Below are 18232 nucleotides of genomic sequence, written 5' to 3'. Positions count from 1 at the left end.
GTGCTTCCTTCTCTCGGCGGGCGTCAGGCGGCGGGGCCGGAAGGTACGGAGTGGCCCGGCGTACGCAACAGGTCACGCAAGGCGAATTTCTGGATCTTTCCGGAGGGGGTGCGAGGCAGCTCCGGCAGCAGTTCCACCCGCTCCGGCCAGTACGTCTTGGCCATGCCCAGCCCGGCCAGGTGCTCCTGGAGGTCGGGCAGGCCGAGGACCGGGCCGCTGGTGACCAGGAAGGCGCACGCGCGCTCCCCGAGCCGCTCGTCCGGGTAGCCGACCACCGCGACGTCCTTGATCGCGGGGTGCCGCAGCAGCGCGCCCTCGACCTCGACGACCGGGATGTTCTCGGCGCCGCGCATGATCATGTCCTTGACCCGGCCCACGATGCGGATGCCACCGTGGCCGTCGTCCCGGGCCAGGTCGCCGGTGTCGAACCAGCCGTCGGAGGTCACCGAGGCGTCGTAGACCTCCTGCCGCCGGAAGTAGCCCAGGCACTGGGCGGCGCCGCGCACCTGGAGACGGCCGTTCTCCCCGGGGCGTACGGGGGTGCCGTCCTTGGCGGTGACGCGGACCTCCATGCCGGGGACCGCGGTGCCGTCGCTCTCGGCGGCCCGCAGCGGCGGCTGTTCGGGCCGGGTGACGGTCACGCAGCCGTTCTCCGTCATGCCCCACAGCGCGTACACCCGGCAGCCGAGCAGCGCGTCGGCGTCCTCCACCAGCAGCGGCGCGATCGGCGCGCTGCCGGTGGCGAAGCTGCGCAGCGCGGACAGGTCGTGGGGGGTGCGGCGCTGGGCGTCGATCAGGTCGGACAGGAAGGTGGGCGCCCCCATGAAGAACGTCACCCGCTGCTCCTGGAGGATGCGCAGCATCCGGTCCGCGTCCCACCGGTCCACCTGCACCGCGGTCGCGCCGAGCAGCATCGGCATCACGAAGTTCCAGGTGAAACCGGCCTGATGGGTGGTCGGCGAGCCCATCGCGGTGATCTCGTCGCCGGCGAGGCCGAGGACGTCGGCCTGCGCCTTGTTCATCGCGTACAAGGTGTTGTGGCTGTGCACGACGCCCTTGGGCTCCCCGGTCGTGCCGGAGGTGAACATGATCTGCCCGGCGTCGTCCGGCCCTGCCTCCAGGCAGTCGAGGGACGCGAGCAGGTCCGGGTCGGGCGTGGGGGCGTACAGGTCGCGGGTGAAGTCCAGTGCGCCGTCGGCGAGGTGGCCGCCCTCCCGGCCGTCGCCGCCGAGCAGCACCCGGTGGCGCAGGGTGGGCACGGCCTGCGCGACCTCGGCGCTCATCTCGGCGTAGGAGAAGCCCCGGAACTCGGCGGCGGCGATGTAGACCGGGCTGGCGGTGAGCCGGGTCATGAACTCCACCTCGCGGCGGCGCATCGTCGGTACGACGGGACCGGCGACCGCGCCGACCCGTGCGGCGGCCAGGCACAGCGCCACCAGTTCCCAGGAGTTGGGCAGTTGCAGCGTCACCACGTCGCCGCGCCGCACGCCGAGCCGGAGCAGCCCGACCGCGAGCCGGTCGACCCGGCGGGCGAGTTCGGCGTACGTCACGGTCTGCGCGTCGGTGCCGGAGTAGCAGACCAGGGCGGGCTTGTCGGGGCGCTCGGCGGCCCAGCGGCGCAGGTCGTGCAGGATCGTCTCGTCGCGCCAGAAGCCGGCCGCGCGCCACTCGTCGCCGAGTTCTGCCGGGGACTTCGACGGTCGCTGTGCTGTCGTGGTCATCGGGTGCCTCCCCCGGAGTTGCCGAGCGCCCGGCGGGCGCGGGCGGCGATGGACTGGGCGCTGACACCGCCCTGTTCGAGTAGCTGGCGCTGGCTGCCGGCGACCGGCACGAAGGCGTCCGGCATCGCGACCCGGTGGACCCGGACCGGCAGCGCGCCCAGTTCCTCGGCGACCGCGGAGCCGAACCCGCCGGCCGCCCAGTGCTCCTCCACCGTGATCAGATGCCGCTGGTCGCCCAGCGCGTCGAGCAGCGCCGGGGCGTCGAGCGGCTTGACGGTGTGCAGGTGCAGGACGTTCGCCGAGATGTCGTCCGCGGCGAGGAGTTCGGCCGCCTCCAGGGCCGCCAGGACCGGGTAGGGGCCGCAGGCGGCGAGCGTGATGTCGCCGCCTCGGCGCAGGATCTGGGCCTTGCCGAGGCGCGGCGGCTCGGCGTCGGCCGGGAGGGCGGGGGTGGCGCCCCGGCCGAGGCGGAGGTAGACCGGGCCGCCCCACGCCAGGGCCTGACGGAGAAGTTCGGCGGTCTGGGCGGGGTCGCCGGGCACCACCACGGTCATGTGGGGCAGCACCCGCATCGACGCCAGGTCCTCCAGGGCGTGGTGCGTGGGGCCGAGGTGACCGGCCGACACCCCGGAGTGGGTGGCCGCGATCACCACCGGCAGCTCGCCCAGCGCGATGTCGAGCTTCACCGCCTCCAGGGCCCGGGACGCGGCGAACGCGGCCATCGTGTTGACGATCGCGATCCGCCCCTCACGGGCGAGCCCGGCCGCGGCACCCATCAGGGTGTGCTCGGCGATCCCGAGATTCAGATACCGGTCCGCGCCGTCCCCGAAGTCGACCCCGCCGAACAGCCCGGTGTCACTGTCCAGGACCACCAACCGCTCCTCGCGGGGGAGGAGTTCGGCGACGGTGTCGCGGTAGACCTCACGAGCGGAACGCTCGGCGGGGGCGGCTCGGCGCTCGGTGGGAGCCGTGGCGGTGGTCATCGGCGGACCTCCGCGTCCGCGCGCAGGGCCTTCAGGAGCTGGAGCTGCTGGCGGCGGCCGAGGCGGGCATAGTGGCTGCGGGCCTGACCCTCGATCTGGGGGACGCCCTTGCCCTTGACGGTGCGCGCGATCAGGACGGTGGGGCGCTCCGGGTCCGGCGGCAAGGACAGTGCGTCGGTCAGCGCCTCGGTGTCATGGCCGTCGGCCTCCAGCACCCGCCAGCCGAAGGCGCGCCAGCGGTCGGACAGCGGTTCGAGCGCGCCGACGGACTCGGTGGGGCCGCTGATCTGCAGGCCGTTGCGGTCCACGATCGCGGTGAGATGGCCGAGCCGCTGCGCGGAGGCGACCGAGGCGGCCTCCCACACCGAGCCCTCCTGCAGCTCCCCGTCGCCCATGACGACGAAACAGCGCCGCTCGGAGCCCTCCAGCCTGTGCCCCAGCGCGTGCCCGACGCCGACGGCCAGTCCGTGGCCGAGGGAGCCGGAGGGCATCTCCACACCGGGGATCCCGGGGTGCGGGTGAGCCGTGAAGTGGCTGCCCGGCCTGGCGTAGGCCTGCAGCTCCTCGGCCGGGAAGTAGCCGGCCTCGCACAGCGTCGCGAACAGGCCGATGCCCCCGTGCCCCTTGCTGAGCAGCAGGATGTCCCGGTCGGGCTGCCCCGGGAAGCGGGGGTCGTGGCGCAGCACCCGGAAGTAGAGCACGGCCAGGATCTCCACCAGGGACATCGAACCGCCCAGGTGACCGCCCTCGGCGGACGCGCACATCGTCACGATGTGCTCCCTGATCCGGGTGATGACCTCGGGCAGTTCGGCTCCGCCGCGGGGTGCCTCGGCCCGGGACGGGCCGACGGGGCGGTCGGCGGTCGGTGCGGCCGGCGGCGGGGTGCCGCGCAGCAGGGGCGGGCTGCTCATGCCTGGTCCTTTCGGCGGGTGCGGTGGCGAGTGGACGCCGGAGGCGTACGGGGTGCGGGCGTACGGCGGCGCAGGCGGGCGTACGACGGTGCGGTCGCGGTCAGTTCGGATGCAGCCCGGTGAACTCCAGGCCGCGGTCCTCCGGTTCGCCGAAGCGCACGTTCATGCACTGCACGGCGTTGCCCGCGCCGCCCTTGACGAGGTTGTCCAGGGCCGCGATCACGGTGACGGTGGAGGCCCCGCGGTCCAGCGCGAAGCCGACGTCGCAGTAGTTGGAGCCGGACAGGATCTTGGCGTCGGGGAAGCGGTGCATGCCGCGCCGGGCGGCGACGATCCGCACGAACGGCTCGTCGCCGTACCAGGAGCGGTAGGTGGCGCGGATGGCGCGCTCGTCGACCCCGTCGGCAAGCGCCGCCCGGCACAGCAGCTGCACCCCCCGCACCGCCTCGACGCCGGTGGCCGTCATATGGATGGTGTGCCCGGTCGCCTGCGCGATCTCGGCCTCGTGCCGGTGCCGGGTGGGCGCGAACACCCGCAGTGCGCCGCTGCGTTCGGCGTGCAGGTTCTCCGAGCCGGCCTTGGCGCCGGAGCCGCTGGACCCGGTACGGGCGTCCACCGTGATGTCGCCCCGCACCAGCCCGGCGCGGGCCAGCGGGACCAGGGAGAGCAGTCCGGCGGTGGCCATGCAGCCGGGCACGGAGATCCGGTCGGCGCTGCGCAGCCGCTCGCGGTGGAACTCGGGGATGCCCGGGGTGAACGTGTCGATCAGAGCGGGCGCCTCGTGTGGGGTGCCGTAGTAGTCCTCGTAGACATCGGTGTCGCGCAGCCGGAAGTCCCCGGACAGATCGATGACGACCCGCGCCGAGTCGAGGTACTCGGGCATCCGCTGCATGGTCTCCCGGTGCGGGGTGGCCAGGAACAGCACGTCGGGGTGGCCGAGTTGGTCGTACGACGAGAACGTCAGCCGGGTGCGGCCGCGCAGGTTGGGGTGGACGCTGTCGACCGGCCGCCCGCGCAGGGTGCGCGAGACGGCGCCGACGACCTCCACCTGGGGGTGGTTGACCAGCAGGCGGAGCAGTTCCCCGCCGATGTAGCCGGCCGCGCCCACGACGGCTGCCCGGATCATGCCTGTGCCTCCTTGATCAGCAGGGCGGCGATGGCGTCCGCTGCGTCGATGTCCGTCCCATGGCTCTGTTGCAGGCCCCGGAACTCCACCCGGTCGTTGACCTCGAGCACGGTGAGCCGACCGTCGGGGTCCTGGAGCAGGTCCACGCCGGCGATGTGCGCGCCGACGGTGTCCGCGGCGGCCACCGCGAGTGCGGTGAGGTCCGGGTCGAGCGGACAGCGCTCGCTGACCGCTCCGCGGGCGACGTTCGTACGCCACTGATCGCTGCGCCGGTACGTCGCCCCGACCGCCCGTCCGCCGACCACGAGGACCCGGATGTCCCGGTCGGCCTTGGCGACCTCGCGCTGCACGTAGACGATGTGCGACTGCGGGGAGGGCAGCGCCGCCAGGTGCTCCAGGACGGCCGCGGCCATCGCGGGGTCGGTCACCCGGGTCACCAGGCGCCCCCAGGAGCCGACCAGGGGTTTGATCACGGCCGGGTAGCCGAGCTGCTCCAGGGCTTCGAGTGCCGCCTCCGGGGTCAGCGCGAGGGTGGTCTCGGGAGTCGGCAGACCGCGGGCGACCAGCGCCGCCGACGTCTGCCACTTGTCACCGCACACCGCCGTCGCGGCGGCGGTGTTGAGCACCTTCGTGCCCGTCGACTCCAGGGCGCTCGCTGCGTACAGCGCCCGGTAGTGGCCGACCTCCCGGTTGAGGACCGTGCGCGGGCCGTTCCAGGGCGAGCCCGCCCGGACCGACAGCGCGCGGGGGTCGATCTGCAGGCACGCGACGCCACGCCTCTCCAGGGCTGCCAGGATGCATTTCTCCTCGAAGCGGACTCGCGAGGCGAGCACGCCGAGCCGCGGTGCCGCGGAACTCATGGCTTCTTCTCCTTCCCCTGTGTCCCTCTGTCCTCTGTGTCGGATCCGGGGCTGCTTACTCGCCCCAGTCCTCCTCGACCTCGGGCGCGAGGATGAGGCGCGGCGGCTCGACGGATTCGACCTCCAATTCCGTACGGCACTCCGGGCACTCGAGAATTTCGCCGACCCGGGCGTCGTTCTCCCAGGGCACCGTCGCGTCGCACTCGAGGCATTCGGTGATCGTCAGGGTCTGGGACATGGGAATTCCCCTCACGTGATGGAATCTGGTGGAGCAAGGACCAAAAGGACTGTATCCCTGGGTTTTCCGCCGTTCGGCCGGATTTCATGACCGGCTCGAATGGGAGTGAACGCGGCTGCTTATGCGTGGCTGCTCATGCCCGTGGGAATGAGGGTGTCCGCGGGGCCCGCAGGCTCAAGCGGATATCCCTGGAGCGCCTGCCGGAACGCCTTCTCCGCGATCCGGGCGAAGCCCTCCGGGGCCGCACCGGGGGCCAGCGCCAGGGTCACCGGCAGTGGGGCCGGCGGCTGCGGAAGCCCCGCATGCGCGGTGCGGGCCAGCCCCCACAACTCGTCGCCGTTGGCGATCAGGCAGGTCATGCCGAGGCCGGCCTTGGCGGCCGAGCGCAGGCCGATCAACTCGGGCCCCTCGTAGGCGACGCGCCAGGGGACGCCTGCGTCGTCCAGGACCTCGCCGACCAGTCCGCGCAGGGTGCAGGGGGCGGGGAACAGCGCCAGCGGAAGCGGGTCCCGCTCGCGGGTGGCGGGCCGGCCGAACCAGCCCATGCGCATCCTGCCCAGCTCCAGGGCGTCCGTGCCCGGGTCCGGCGGGGCGGCCTGCAACAGCAGCGCCGCGTCGAGCTGACCGGAGCCGAGCTGCTGCGCCAGCACCTCGCTCACCCCCGTCCGGACCCGCAGCTGCACCCGGGGCAGCCCCCGGTTGACCCGGCGCAGGAACTCCGGCAGGACCTCGGCGAGCTGGCTGGTCACGCCGACCGACAGCAGCACCTGGCCGGCTTCGGGCACGAACCGGGCGACCGCCTCGTCGTTCAGCGCCACCATCCGGCGGGCGTACTCCAGCAGCTCCTCGCCCTGCGGGCTGAGCCGCATCTCCCGGCCCGTGGCGGCGAAGACCGGGCTCTTGATGAGGCCGCTGAGCTGGCGGATCTGCTGGCTGACCGCGGGCTGGGTGATGTGCAGGGCCTCCGCGGCCCGCCGGAATCCGCCGTGCTCGACCACGGCCACCAATGCCCTCAGGCGGTTTATCTGCAGGTCGTGACGCATTCTCTCACCCCGTCGTCGGTTGGAATTCCTGGAGCTGGCAGCAGCCTAGGACTGGCCGGTTCGCGGCGGCCACGGCGCAGCTCACCGAATGTGTGTGAGATCTTCATGTCCGGTGGGTGCAGTCGTCCCGAACGGGAATCACGGCGCCTTATTCAGGTCATAAAAAACGGGCGTGGAATTACTCCGCCGAAATGTCCGGCGGCGGCCTAGCATCGATCCCACTCAAGGGCCGTTCAAGCGGCACGTCCAGGGCCACTCAGGCAGCTACTCAAGGAGAAAAGAATGCTGGCAGCACCCGCCTCCTCGGCAGTACAGCAGGGCGTCCGGATAAACCTCGCCGACCCGTCGCTCGACGAGCGCAGCCCGGGCGAGGAATTCGCCTGGTCGGTGCGCGGGGCCGCGGCCGACGAGGATCGCGTCATACCGTTTCGCGCCCATCTCCCGGCCGTGTTCCCGCTGTTCGCGACCCGGCCCCGCTATGCCGTACGGCACCTGCTGAAGACGGCGTCGGTGGCCGACGCCCCGGTGCCGTTCGTGCACGAGCCGGCCACGCACCTGGCCGCCTCCGGCACGTCGTACCGCACCACCCCGGAAGGTTCCTTCACCTCCCGTCTGCAGCACGCCGAGCTGACCGACCTGAAGGTGCGGGTGCCGCTGCCCGCCGGGCTCCTCGACGAGCCGGCGCTGCTCGCGTCCTTCATCGACTACCGCGTCCTGGTCCGGCTGTCCGTGGTGGAGAACCAGACCCTGCTGCACGGCAGCGACGACAAGGCCATCACCGGTCTGCTCGACCTGCCCGGCATGCGCCACGGCGCCCTCGGCGACGACGTGTACGCGTCGATCACGGAGGCGGCCGCCGAGGTGGAGGAGACCGGCGGCTCCTGCGACGGCATCGTCGTCCACCCCTTCACCTACTGGGAGCTGGTCCGCGCCGGCGTCCTCGGCCAGCTGGGGGCGGCGGGCATCACCGTCTCCCGCACCCGCATGATCCCGCGCGGCCAGGTCCTGCTCGGCGACTTCCGGGCCGCCGTGACCCTGCTGGTGCCCGGCGTCGCCTCGCTGGCGCTGCTGCGCGGCCAGGGCCCGGACGGCTCCGACGTCGTCGAGGCGACCAGCCGCGTCGGTCTCGCCGTCCACCTGCCCCAGCACTTCCTGCTGCTGACCCGCGACTGACCCGCCCCCGACGTGCGTCAGCCGACGAAGGGAACCCCCATGTCCGGCCCTCCTCGCCCCCCTGTCCGTGTCCTCTACATCACCGGGTGGATGCGCAGCGGCAGCACCCTGCTCGGCAACGTCCTCAACGAGCTGCCCGGCGTCCGGCACATCGGTGAGCTGCACTTCCTGTGGAAGAACGGCGTCCTCGGCACCGGAACCAACTCCAGCTGCGGCTGCGGCCGGCCGCTGACCGAGTGCCCGCTGTGGTCGGAGGCGCTGGCCGCCCTGCCCGCCGGGGGCACCGAGGCCGCCGCGCACCGCATGCTGGGCTTCCAGCGCAGGCTGATGCGCACCCGGCACACCCGGGACCGGCTCGCCGAGGCGCGCGGCACGCGGCCCGCCGCTCCCGGGGTCGCCGAGCTGCTCGACCAGTCGGCCGCCGTCTACCGTCGGATCGCCGCCGGCGGAGCCGACCGGCTGGTGGTGGACGGCTCCAAGTGCCCGGCGGAGGCCGCTGCCCTGCTGGGCCGGTCCGACCTCGACGTACGGGTGCTGCACATCGTGCGGGACCCGAGGGCCACCGCCCTGTCGTACCGCAGCGCGAAGGAGTACATCGACCCGATGTCCCCGGCCCGCTCCAGCGGTTACTGGACGGCCTTCAACCTCGCCTCCGAGCTCGTCGGCACGGTGGCGGGCGACCGCTACCTGCGCGTCCGGCACGAGGACCTGTGCGCCCGGCCCCGGCAGACGGTGGCCGAGGTGCTGCGCTTCGCCGGCCTGGACGACGAGGTCCCGGTCGACGAGTCCGGCCGGGTCCCGCTCGGCGTCAACCACACGGTCACCGGCAATCCGGACCGGCTGCGGCGCGGGGTGACGCAGATCCGCCCCGACGAGCGCTGGCGCACCGCCCTGTCCCCGGCCGACATCACGGCGGCCACGGTCCCGGCGCTGCCGCTGCTCGGCCGGTACGGCTACCCGGTGGCACCGTCCCGCCGGTCCGGCACACCGCCCACTGCGGCGGGCGGCACCGCACACCCTCGTACGGCCGACACCCCGTCCCCGAAGGCGAGTTCACGGACGGCGGCCCGGCAAGGCTTCGTCGCCCCCCTCTGGCCGGGTGAGCTCTGGTGAACCTCGGACTCGCCGGCAAAGCCGCGCTCGTGGCGGCCTCCAGCAGCGGTATCGGGCTCGCGGTCGCCAAGGTGCTCGCGGCGGAGGGCGCCGACGTGTCGATCTGTGGCCGCGATCCCGAGCGGCTCGCCGCGGCCCACAAGGAGGTGGACGCGTGCGGTCCCGGCCGGGTGCTGAGCCGGTCGGTGGACCTGCGTGACGAGCAGGCCGCCGCCGGATGGGTGAGCGAGGTCGCCGAGGCGTTCGGGGCGCTGCACGTCGTGGTGACGAACTCCGGAGGCGTTCCCTTCGGCCCCGTCGAGGACTTCGAGGTCGCCGAGTACCGCGAGGCCGTCAACGACAACCTGCTGCCGCACGTCTCGCTGTCGCTGGCCGCCGCACCCCATCTGCGGCAGGCCGGCTGGGGGCGGATCGTGATGATCACTTCCGAGTCGGTGCGCCGGCCCCACCCGGGCAGCGGACTGTCCTCGGTGGCGCGGCTTGGCGTCCTCGGCTTCGCCAAGGGCCTCGTCGACGCGTTCGGCGCATCCGGGGTCACGGTCAACGTGCTGGCGCCCGGTTTCCACCGCACCCCGATCCTCGACGTCCAGTACGGCGACGAGGTCGAGGAACGCCTCGCCGAGGTCGCAGCCTCCCTGCCCGTCGGCCGCATCGGCCGCGCGGAGGACCTGGGCGCCCTGGTCGCCTTCCTCGCCAGCGAACAGGCCGCCTTCGTCACGGGCACGGTTCTGCTGGCAGACGGCGGCAACACCCGCGCCATCGTCTGACACCGGCCACCAAGCCGATGCCACCCACCAAGCGATGCCCGACCTTCGTGCCGGCGCCCGGTCTTCGGGCTGGCGCCCGGTCTTCGGGCTGGCGCCCGGTCTTCGGGCGGTGCCCCGTCTCCGGGCGTGCGCCGCTGCCTCTCGGTCGACGCTGCCCTCAGCCGAGGGGCGGTCCCTGGCCCTCGGCCGACGTCCCGCCGCCTGGCTGGCGTCCGGTCAGGGTGGGGCGTGCCCCGGCTCTCGGCGGGCGCCTCGCCGCCTGGCTGGCGTCCGGTCGCGGAGGGGAGCGCCCCGGCTCCTCGGTCGACGCCTGGCCGCCTGGCTGGCGTCCGGTCGCGGAGGGGAGCGCCCCGGCTCCCCGGCCGATGCCCGGCTTCCCGGCCGATGCCCGGCTCCCCGGCCGGCGCCTCGCCACCCGGCCGGTGTCCGGTCGCGGAGGGAGCGCCCCGGCTCCTCGGCGGGCGCCTCGCCACCCGGCCGACGCCTCGCCACTCGGCCGGTGTCCGGTCGCGGAGGGGAGCGCCCCGCCTCCGGGCGTGCGCCTGGCCGCCTGGCTGGCGTCCGGTCGCGGAGGGGAGCGCCCCGGCTCCCCGGCCGATGCCCGGCTCCCCGGCCGATGCCCGGCTCCCCGGCCGATGCCCGGCTTCCCGGCCGATGCCCGGCTCCCCGGCCGGCGCCTCGCCACCCGGCTGGCCTCCGGTCACCCGGCTGGTGTCCGGTCACCGACGGGCGTGCCGCCTGGCCCCGGGCCGACGCCCCGTCGCCCGGCAGGCGCGCCCCTGCCCCTGGCCGGCGCCCCGTCACCCGACGGGCGCACGCACCCCGGCCCCGGCCCACTACCGACGTCCCGTCACCCACCCACACCCCGCCCCACAGCCGAAGGAGTACGCACATGCCCCCGGGAACAACCCCGCCCCTGGGCGAAGTCGCCAGCGCGCGGCGGCCGGCGCTCTATGTGGTCAAGCTGGGCAGCGCCACCCTGGCCCACAGCCGTGTCTTCGACGAACTGCTCGCCCTGCGTGGGCGCGGCGCGCGCCTGCTCGTCGTCGCCGGGGGAGCCGCTGGTATCGCCGAGCACTACCGCCGCACCGGACGCGAGATCCGCACCCTCGTCTCCCGCGGCGGCGACGAGATCCGCTACTGCCCGCCCGAGGAGATGCGGCACATCGTCGCCGCCTACGAGGAGGTGACCCTCCCCCTGGTGGAGGAGGAGCTGACCGGGCGTGGCCTGTCGGTCTTCGCGTCGGTGGCCCGCGGCGGCTCCCTGGTGACGGCCAAGGCCAACGGACCGATGCGGGTGCGGGACGACGGCCGTATCCGCGTCGTCCGCGACCACCGCGCCGGAACCGTCACCTCCGTCGACGCGCCCCGCATCACCGCACTGCTCGACGCCTTCGACGTGGTCTGCCTCTCCCCGCCGGTCGCCGACACCGACGGCGGTACACCGCTCAACGTGGACGCCGACGTCCTCGCCGCCACCTTGGCCCGCGCCCTGAACGCCGACCATCTGCGCCTGGTGACGGGCACCGCCGGCCTGCTCTGTGACCCCGCCGACCCGACCAGCACCCTGCGCCACCTCACCGAGGGCGAGGGCGGCAGGTACGCGAAGGGCCGTATGCGGCAGAAGGTGCGCGCCGCCGAGATCGCCATCGGCGGTGCCTCCGACACGGCGATCACCGGCCCGCACACGCTGTCCGCGACGGGCGCCACCCGCTTCTGGGGTACCACCGCGCCGGCCGCCGACCTCACCTTGCTCTCCCGGGCGGTGCAACTGTCCTCCGTCTCCCGCGACGAACGCGAACTCGCCGTCTTCCTCGCCGAGTGGTGCGCCGACCACGGCCTGAAGTCCGAGATCGACGCCGTCGGCAACCTGGTCGCCACCAAGGGCGCGGGAGACCGGCGCCTGATGATGCTCGGCCACTTGGACACCGTGCCCTACCGATGGCCCGTCCGCTGGGACGGCGAGGTGCTCTCCGGCCGCGGTTCCGTCGACGCCAAGGGCAGCCTGGTGGCCTTCCTGCAGACCCTCGCCGACTACGACCCTCCCGAGGGCGTCGAGCTACGGGTGATCGGCGCCGTCGAGGAGGAGATCACCGGGGCCGGCGCCTTCCACGTCCGCGACACCTACCCCGCCGACGCGGTGATCGTCGGCGAGCCCAGCGGCGCGTCCGCCCTCACCCTCGGCTACTACGGCCTGATCAAGATCCGCCTGCACACCCGCGAGAGCGTCGGCCACACCGCCGGCGAGGGCGTCCGCACGGCCGGTGACCGCCTCGTCGAGTCCCTCACCGCCGTGCGCACAGCGGTCGCCGAGGTCGCCCCCGACGCCCTCACCGCCACCCTGGGCGTCCGCGCCCTCAACGCGGGCGACGTCCAGGACGGCGAAGCCGTCGTCGACATACGGCTGCCTCCGGGCCACGCCGTGGAGACGCTCGTCGACGCGCTGCGCGCCGTCGTGGCGGAGCCCGTTCGCATCGAGGTCCTGCGTGCCACCCCGGGCGTGGCCACACCGCGCACCAGCCCGCTCGTCAAGGCGTTCCAACGGGCCTTCCACACCGAGGAGGTGAGGCCCCGCTACCTGATGAAGAAGGGCAGCAGCGACATGAACACGCTTGCCACCACCTGGCACGGCGTCCCCATGGTCGCCTACGGCCCAGGTGACGCGAGCCTGGACCACACCCCCGCCGAGCACCTGCCCGCGGCCGAGTTCCGGCAGGCCCGGCGCCTGCTGACCGCCGCCGTCCGAGAATGGAGCACGCTGTGACCACCCTGCAGACCACCCGACCGGGCCCCGACCTCACCTCCCCTTCCGCGCCTGCTCCTTACTGCACCTGCTACCCCGGCGCGACCGTGTGGCTGACCGGGCTGCCGAGCTCCGGCAAGACCACCGTCGCCCGCGCCGCCGCCGAGGTCCTACGACGTGCCGGACGCCGCGTGGAGGTACTCGACGGCGACGAACTGCGCCGTACGCTCACCGGCGACCTCGGCTACTCCCGCGAGGACCGGCATCGCAACGTCGAGCGCGTCGGCCGCGTCGCCCAGGTCCTCGCCCGCAACGGCGTCCTCACCCTGGTCCCGGTCATCGCCCCGTACGCCGACTCCCGCGCACTGGTGCGCGACATGCACCGGGAGAGCCGTACCGCGTTCCTGGAGATCCATGTCGCCGCCCCGGTCGAGGTGTGCTCCGTACGCGACGTCAAGGGCCTGTACGCGCGCCGCGCCGCGGGCGAGATCAGCGGGCTGACCGGCGTGGACGACCCGTACGAGGAGCCGTCGGCCCCCGATCTGCGGATCGACTCGCACACCGAGTCCGTGGACCGGTCCGTGGCGGCGCTGCTCGCCCTGCTCACCGAGCGGGGGCTGGCATGACCACCCTGACCACCGCACCGGCACCCGCGCCCACCGCGAACCCGTACACCCTGTCCCATCTCGACGCCGTCGAGTCGGAGGCCATCCACATCTTCCGGGAGGTGGCGGGCGAGTTCGAGAACCCGGTGATCCTCTTCTCCGGCGGCAAGGACTCCATCGTCATGCTGCACCTGGCGCTGAAGGCGTTCGCGCCGGCGACCGTCCCGTTCTCCCTGTTGCACGTCGACACCGGGCACAACTTCCCCGAGGTCATCGACCACCGGGACCGTACGGTCGCCCGGCACAACCTGCGTCTGCACATCGCGTCCGTGCAGGACTACATCGACCGAGGCGTGCTGCGCGAGCGGCCCGACGGCACCCGCAACCCCCTCCAGACCGTGCCCCTCACGGAGAAGATCCAGGCCGAGCGCTTCGACGCCGTGTTCGGCGGTGGCCGCCGGGACGAGGAGAAGGCCCGCGCGAAGGAACGGGTGTTCTCGCTGCGCGACGAGTTCTCCCAGTGGGACCCGCGCAGGCAGCGCCCCGAGCTGTGGAACCTGTACAACGGCCGCCACGCGCCCGGCGAGCACGTCCGGGTCTTCCCGCTGTCCAACTGGACCGAGCTGGACGTGTGGCAGTACATCGCCCGTGAGGGCATCGAGTTGCCGGACATCTACTTCGCGCACGAGCGCGAGGTGTTCCGGCGGGGCGGCATGTGGCTGACCGCGGGTGAGTGGGGCGGGCCGAAGGACGGCGAGACCGTCGAGACGCGCCTCGTCCGCTACCGCACCGTCGGCGACATGTCCTGCACCGGCGCCGTGGACTCCGACGCGGTGACCCTGGACCAGGTCATCGCCGAGATCGCCGCCGCCCGCCTCACCGAGCGGGGCGCCACCCGCGCCGACGACAAGCTCTCCGAAGCCGCCATGGAAGACCGCAAGCGCGAGGGGTACTTCTAGCCATGACCATCGACTCAGCCCCGGCCGTCCACCGAACCCCGGCCATCGACACCCTGCGGTTCGCCACCGCCGGCTCCGTCGACGACGGCAAGTCCACGCTCGTCGGCCGTCTGCTGCACGACTCCAAGTCGGTCCTCGCCGACCAGATGGAGGCCGTCGAGCACGCCTCCCGCTCACGCGGCCAGGACACCCCCGACCTCGCCCTCCTCACCGACGGCCTACGCGCCGAACGCGAGCAGGGCATCACCATCGACGTGGCGTACCGCTACTTCGCCACGCCCCGACGCCGGTTCATCCTCGCCGACACCCCGGGCCATGTGCAGTACACCCGCAACATGGTCACCGGCGCCTCCACCGCCGACCTCGCCCTGGTCCTGGTGGACGCCCGGCACGGCGTCGTGGAGCAGACCCGCCGCCATCTCGCCGTGTCCGCGCTGCTGCGCATCCCCCGGGTGACGCTGGTGGTCAACAAGATGGATCTGGTCGGCTGTTCGGAGCAGGTCTTCGCGGACATCGTCGCCGAGTTCGCCGACTGTGCCGGCACCCTCGGCGTCGCCCGCGTCACCGCTGTCCCGGTCTCGGCGCTGGACGGCGACAACGTCGTACGGCCCTCGGACCGGATGGACTGGTACGGCGGCCCGACCGTCCTGGAGCACCTGGAGACGGTGCCCACCGGCCTCGACCCACGCACCGAACCGGCCCGCCTGCCCGTGCAGTACGTGATCCGGCCGCAGACCGCCGGACACCGCGACTACCGCGGCTACGCCGGTCAGCTCGTCTCCGGGCTGCTGCGGGTCGGCGACCCGGTGACCGTCCTGCCGTCCGGCCGCAGCAGTGTCGTCGAGGCCATCGACACCCCGGCGGGCACGGTCCCGGCGGCCTGGGCGCCGCAGTCGGTGACGGTGCGCCTGGCCGACGACATCGACATCGCCCGCGGCGATCTGGTGGCCCCCGCCGCCGCCCCGCCCCGCACCACCCGGCTGATCCACGCCACCGTCTGTCATCTGGCCGAACGCCCGCTGTGCGCCGGCCAGCGGGTGCTGCTGAAGCACACCACGCGCACCGTGCGGGCGCGGGTCGAGGAGATCGGCTTCCGGCTCGACCTGCGGGACCTCACCGAGCGTCCGGGGCCGGGGACGCTCGACGTCAACGACATCGGGCGGATCGTGGTGCGCACCGCCGAACCGGTCGCCCTCGACGGCTATGCCGAGCTGCGCCGCACCGGTTCGTTCCTGCTCATCGACCCGGACGACGGCAGCACCCTCACCGCAGGCATGGCCGACGCCCCGGAGGACCCGGCCGTCCCGGGCCGCGCGGAGGGAGTGTGAGAGCTGCCCTGGATGATCATGAGAGCGTCATGTCGAGCCGGTGACGCTGGCACTGTCGGCCCCGCCCGCGTCCCGGAAGACTCTTCCTCATCGAACGCGGCACCACCCAGCGCCACCGGGCACCACCCGAACCACCAGCGCCACCCGACACCACGCGACACCACCTTCGAGGAAGGGCCGACATGAATCTCACCGTCGCCACCACCGCCTGCCCCGCCACCGACGCCCCGGTCATGGACGGCCTGGTCATCGAGGACCTCGCCGCGTCGGCCGCCGAGCCGTTCCAGCCGGGCACCTGCATCTGCTGGTCGGAGAGTGCGCTCGCCGAGTGACGCCGGCAGTCGAACGGACCGCAGCCGATCGCAGGGGGAACGGGGGAACGGCAGTGACGAAGCAGCAGAGCGCGGAGCCGGGACTGGCCTTCAAGCACCACCTGACGGCCGAAGTGGTGCCGGGGGAAGGGGTGTTCCTGGTGTCCGACCGCGGCGTGACCGTGCTGCGCGGCGCCGGAGTCACCGAGCTCGCCCCGCTCCTCGACGGCAGCCGGACACTGGACCAGCTGGCCGACGAGGCGCCCGCCGGGCTGTTCCCGGCGCAGGTGCGGCAGGTCGTCGGCAGGCTCCTCGACTCGGGGCTGCTCACCCACCGGCCGCCGGACGCCACCGCCTCCGCCGACGAGGCGTTCTGGGAACTGGCGGGCATGGACGGGCCCGCCGCCGCCCGCCGCACCGCGGTCGCCACGGTCGCCGTCGCCTCCACCGGCACCCACGCCCGGCAGGCCGTAGCCGAGATGACCGCCGCGCTCACCGACAACGGCCTGCGCCCGCACCGCCCCGGCGAGGACACCGAACCCCCGAGCCTCGCCGTCGTCCTCTGCGACAGCTACCTCGACGCCGAACTCGCGGACGTGGATGCCGCGTACCGGTCCGCGGGCACGCCCTGGCTGCTCGTCCGGCTGATGGGCGGGCGGCCCTGGATCGGCCCGGTGTTCCGCCCGGACGACGGCCCCTGCTGGCACTGCCTGGCCGAGCCGCTGCGCCGCAACCGCCCCGCCGAGGATTTCCTCGGCCGGACCCTCGGCCGCCCGGTCCGCACCCCGCCCTCCGCACTCGCCGCCGGCCGGGCGGCCGGTCTGCACCTGGCCTGCCTGGAGGCCGTCAAGTGGCTGGCCGGGCAGCGCCACCCCGGACAGTCCGCGCTCTGGGAGCTGAACCCCCTCGACCTGACGAGCAGTCACCATCCGGTGCGCCGCCGCCCACAGTGCTCCTCCTGTGGCGACGCCGAGCTGATGACACGACAGGTCCGGGCGCCGTTCGTCATCACCCGCCGCCCCAAGACCGGCACCGGCACCGGCGAGCGGTCGCTGCCGGCGGAGGAGATGCTCCGGCGGTACGGGCATCTCGTCGACGACCTGACCGGAGTGGTAAAGGAGATCCGTCGCGACCGGCGTGGCCCCGGCTTCCTCAACTGCTTCCACTCCGGGCACAACCCGGCCGCAGCGCCCACCGGACTCGCCCAGGTGCGCAGCGGACTGCGCAGCCACAGCTCGGGCAAGGGCACCACCGAGACCCAGGCGAAAGTGAGCGCCCTGTGCGAGGCCGTCGAGCGGCACAGCGGCTACTTCCAGGGCGACGAGCCGACCGTGCGGGCCGCCTACCGGGACATCGCCGACCGGGCCGTGCACCCGGACACCGTCCAGCTCTTCCACCCCCGCCAGTACGCCGACCGCGACCGCTGGAACGCCGAGCACGGCCCGGCGCACCGCGTCTGCGACCCCTTCGACGAGGACGCTCCGGTCGACTGGACCCCGATGTGGTCCCTGACCGGAAACCGGCACCAACTGGTGCCCACCGCGATGCTCTACTACAACGCGCCCGGCAACAGGGCCACGTTCGCAGCGACCTCCAACGGCTCGGCGGCGGGCAGCTGCCGCGAGGACGCCGTCGTCCAGGGCTTCCTGGAACTCGTCGAACGCGACGCCGTCGCCCTGTGGTGGTACAACCGCACCCGTCAGCCCGGCGTGGACCTCGACGCCTTCGACGACCCCTGGGTCCGGCGGGTGCGCGACGAACACCGGGGCCTCGCCCGGCGGCTGTGGGTGCTCGACCTCACCAGCGACCTCGGCGTCCCGGTCTTCGCCGCCCTGTCCGCCCGCACCGACAAACCGGCCGAGGACGTCACCCTCGGCTTCGGCGCCCACTTCGACCCCCGGATCGCGCTGCGCCGGGCGGTGGCGGAGCTCAACCAGATGCTCCCGCCGGTCGCCCAGGCCCGACCCGACGGCACCGGGTACAGCTGCGACGACCCCGCCGTCCTGACCTGGTGGCGGACCGCCACCACCGCCAACCAGCCGTACCTGCGACCCGGGCCGGCCGAACCGGCCCGCAGCCCAGAGGACTTCGCGTACGTTCCGCGCGCCGACCTGGCCGCCGACGTGGCGGCGGCCGCCGACCTCGCCCGCGGAATCGGCAGCGACCTGCTGGTTCTCGACCAGACCCGGCCGGACACCGGCCTGCCGGTGGTCAAGGTGGTGGTGCCCGGGCTGCGCCCCTTCTGGGCCCGCTTCGCCCCCGGCCGCCTGTACGACGTCCCGGTGCGCCTTGGCCGCCGGACCATCCCGATCCGCTACGAGGACCTCAACCCGGTCCCGCTCTTCCTGTGA

Annotated in this window: 16 protein-coding genes; 9 read left to right on the top strand and 7 right to left on the bottom strand. The window is 73.4% G+C overall.

Annotated elements, in window-relative coordinates; translation table 11 throughout:
- Positions 1-23: 23 nt before the first annotated feature.
- The 7 genes from ACZ418_RS34585 to ACZ418_RS34555 all read right to left on the bottom strand — a co-directional run bounded on the left by ACZ418_RS34585 (position 24) and on the right by ACZ418_RS34555 (position 6882).
- Positions 24-1721: an AMP-binding protein gene (locus ACZ418_RS34585; protein ID WP_468371021.1), complete on the bottom strand. Its 1698-nt coding sequence runs from the start codon at positions 1719-1721 to the stop codon at positions 24-26.
- Entirely contained in the window at positions 1718-2704 is a 987-nt protein-coding gene (locus ACZ418_RS34580) for a transketolase family protein (protein ID WP_468371020.1), read from the bottom strand. The genes ACZ418_RS34585 and ACZ418_RS34580 overlap by 4 nt, the downstream gene beginning before the upstream one ends.
- Positions 2701-3615: a transketolase gene (locus tag ACZ418_RS34575; RefSeq protein ID WP_468371018.1), complete on the bottom strand. Its 915-nt coding sequence runs from the start codon at positions 3613-3615 to the stop codon at positions 2701-2703. The genes ACZ418_RS34580 and ACZ418_RS34575 overlap by 4 nt, the downstream gene beginning before the upstream one ends.
- 100 nt (positions 3616-3715) lie before the next feature.
- On the bottom strand, positions 3716-4741 hold the full coding sequence (gene argC, locus ACZ418_RS34570) for an N-acetyl-gamma-glutamyl-phosphate reductase (RefSeq protein WP_468371016.1): 1026 nt from the start codon (positions 4739-4741) through the stop codon (positions 3716-3718).
- Complete coding sequence (locus tag ACZ418_RS34565; RefSeq protein WP_468371015.1) at positions 4738-5601, bottom strand: RimK family alpha-L-glutamate ligase; 864 nt, start codon at positions 5599-5601, stop codon at positions 4738-4740. Before ACZ418_RS34565 ends, argC begins: the two co-directional genes overlap by 4 nt.
- A 55-nt stretch (positions 5602-5656) precedes the next feature.
- Positions 5657-5839: a lysine biosynthesis protein LysW gene (locus tag ACZ418_RS34560; protein ID WP_468371013.1), complete on the bottom strand. Its 183-nt coding sequence runs from the start codon at positions 5837-5839 to the stop codon at positions 5657-5659.
- Positions 5840-5958: 119 nt separating this feature from the next.
- Positions 5959-6882: a LysR substrate-binding domain-containing protein gene (locus ACZ418_RS34555; RefSeq protein WP_468371011.1), complete on the bottom strand. Its 924-nt coding sequence runs from the start codon at positions 6880-6882 to the stop codon at positions 5959-5961.
- Positions 6883-7164: 282 nt separating this feature from the next.
- On the opposite strand from ACZ418_RS34555, the gene ACZ418_RS34550 reads away from it, so the two are divergent.
- The 9 genes from ACZ418_RS34550 (at position 7165) to ACZ418_RS34510 (ending at position 18232) form a co-directional block, all read left to right on the top strand.
- Entirely contained in the window at positions 7165-8055 is an 891-nt protein-coding gene (locus ACZ418_RS34550) for a family 3 encapsulin nanocompartment shell protein (RefSeq protein WP_468371010.1), read from the top strand.
- A gap of 39 nt (positions 8056-8094) precedes the next feature.
- On the top strand, positions 8095-9168 hold the full coding sequence (locus ACZ418_RS34545) for a sulfotransferase (RefSeq protein ID WP_468371009.1): 1074 nt from the start codon (positions 8095-8097) through the stop codon (positions 9166-9168).
- Positions 9165-9935 carry an SDR family NAD(P)-dependent oxidoreductase gene (locus ACZ418_RS34540; RefSeq protein ID WP_468371007.1) on the top strand — a complete coding sequence of 257 codons (771 nt, stop codon included), beginning with the start codon at positions 9165-9167 and terminating at the stop codon, positions 9933-9935. Before ACZ418_RS34545 ends, ACZ418_RS34540 begins: the two co-directional genes overlap by 4 nt.
- A gap of 892 nt (positions 9936-10827) precedes the next feature.
- Positions 10828-12699 (top strand): M20/M25/M40 family metallo-hydrolase, encoded by a 1872-nt coding sequence (locus ACZ418_RS34535; protein ID WP_468371006.1) that lies wholly within the window; start codon positions 10828-10830, stop codon positions 12697-12699.
- Positions 12684-13304: an adenylyl-sulfate kinase gene (gene cysC / locus ACZ418_RS34530; protein WP_468371004.1), complete on the top strand. Its 621-nt coding sequence runs from the start codon at positions 12684-12686 to the stop codon at positions 13302-13304. Before ACZ418_RS34535 ends, cysC begins: the two co-directional genes overlap by 16 nt.
- Positions 13301-14242 carry a sulfate adenylyltransferase subunit CysD gene (gene cysD / locus ACZ418_RS34525; protein ID WP_468371003.1) on the top strand — a complete coding sequence of 314 codons (942 nt, stop codon included), beginning with the start codon at positions 13301-13303 and terminating at the stop codon, positions 14240-14242. The genes cysC and cysD overlap by 4 nt, the downstream gene beginning before the upstream one ends.
- A 2-nt stretch (positions 14243-14244) precedes the next feature.
- A complete protein-coding gene (locus tag ACZ418_RS34520; protein ID WP_468371002.1) occupies positions 14245-15570 on the top strand; it encodes a sulfate adenylyltransferase subunit 1 in 1326 nt (441 codons plus the stop codon).
- A gap of 182 nt (positions 15571-15752) precedes the next feature.
- On the top strand, positions 15753-15902 hold the full coding sequence (locus ACZ418_RS34515) for a hypothetical protein (RefSeq protein WP_468371000.1): 150 nt from the start codon (positions 15753-15755) through the stop codon (positions 15900-15902).
- Between the two features lie 53 nt (positions 15903-15955).
- The gene (locus ACZ418_RS34510) at positions 15956-18232 is read left to right on the top strand and encodes a TOMM precursor leader peptide-binding protein (protein ID WP_468370998.1); all 2277 of its coding nucleotides are present in this window, start codon (positions 15956-15958) and stop codon (positions 18230-18232) included.

This window comes from Streptomyces sp. NPDC030820 (assembly GCF_055572075.1).
Note: the sequence above shows the minus strand (reverse complement) of the source record. Positions and strands in the feature narration are given on the sequence as shown.

Coding starts and splice junctions, on each gene's coding strand:
- ACZ418_RS34560 (WP_468371013.1), bottom strand. CDS start 5,839: ATGTCCCAGACCCTGACGATCACCGAATGCCTCGAGTGCGACGCGACG.
- ACZ418_RS34565 (WP_468371015.1), bottom strand. CDS start 5,601: ATGAGTTCCGCGGCACCGCGGCTCGGCGTGCTCGCCTCGCGAGTCCGC.
- ACZ418_RS34575 (WP_468371018.1), bottom strand. CDS start 3,615: ATGAGCAGCCCGCCCCTGCTGCGCGGCACCCCGCCGCCGGCCGCACCG.
- ACZ418_RS34555 (WP_468371011.1), bottom strand. CDS start 6,882: ATGCGTCACGACCTGCAGATAAACCGCCTGAGGGCATTGGTGGCCGTG.
- cysD (WP_468371003.1), top strand. CDS start 13,301: ATGACCACCCTGACCACCGCACCGGCACCCGCGCCCACCGCGAACCCG.
- ACZ418_RS34515 (WP_468371000.1), top strand. CDS start 15,753: ATGAATCTCACCGTCGCCACCACCGCCTGCCCCGCCACCGACGCCCCG.
- ACZ418_RS34520 (WP_468371002.1), top strand. CDS start 14,245: ATGACCATCGACTCAGCCCCGGCCGTCCACCGAACCCCGGCCATCGAC.
- argC (WP_468371016.1), bottom strand. CDS start 4,741: ATGATCCGGGCAGCCGTCGTGGGCGCGGCCGGCTACATCGGCGGGGAA.
- ACZ418_RS34580 (WP_468371020.1), bottom strand. CDS start 2,704: ATGACCACCGCCACGGCTCCCACCGAGCGCCGAGCCGCCCCCGCCGAG.
- ACZ418_RS34550 (WP_468371010.1), top strand. CDS start 7,165: ATGCTGGCAGCACCCGCCTCCTCGGCAGTACAGCAGGGCGTCCGGATA.
- cysC (WP_468371004.1), top strand. CDS start 12,684: ATGGAGCACGCTGTGACCACCCTGCAGACCACCCGACCGGGCCCCGAC.
- ACZ418_RS34545 (WP_468371009.1), top strand. CDS start 8,095: ATGTCCGGCCCTCCTCGCCCCCCTGTCCGTGTCCTCTACATCACCGGG.
- ACZ418_RS34585 (WP_468371021.1), bottom strand. CDS start 1,721: ATGACCACGACAGCACAGCGACCGTCGAAGTCCCCGGCAGAACTCGGC.
- ACZ418_RS34535 (WP_468371006.1), top strand. CDS start 10,828: ATGCCCCCGGGAACAACCCCGCCCCTGGGCGAAGTCGCCAGCGCGCGG.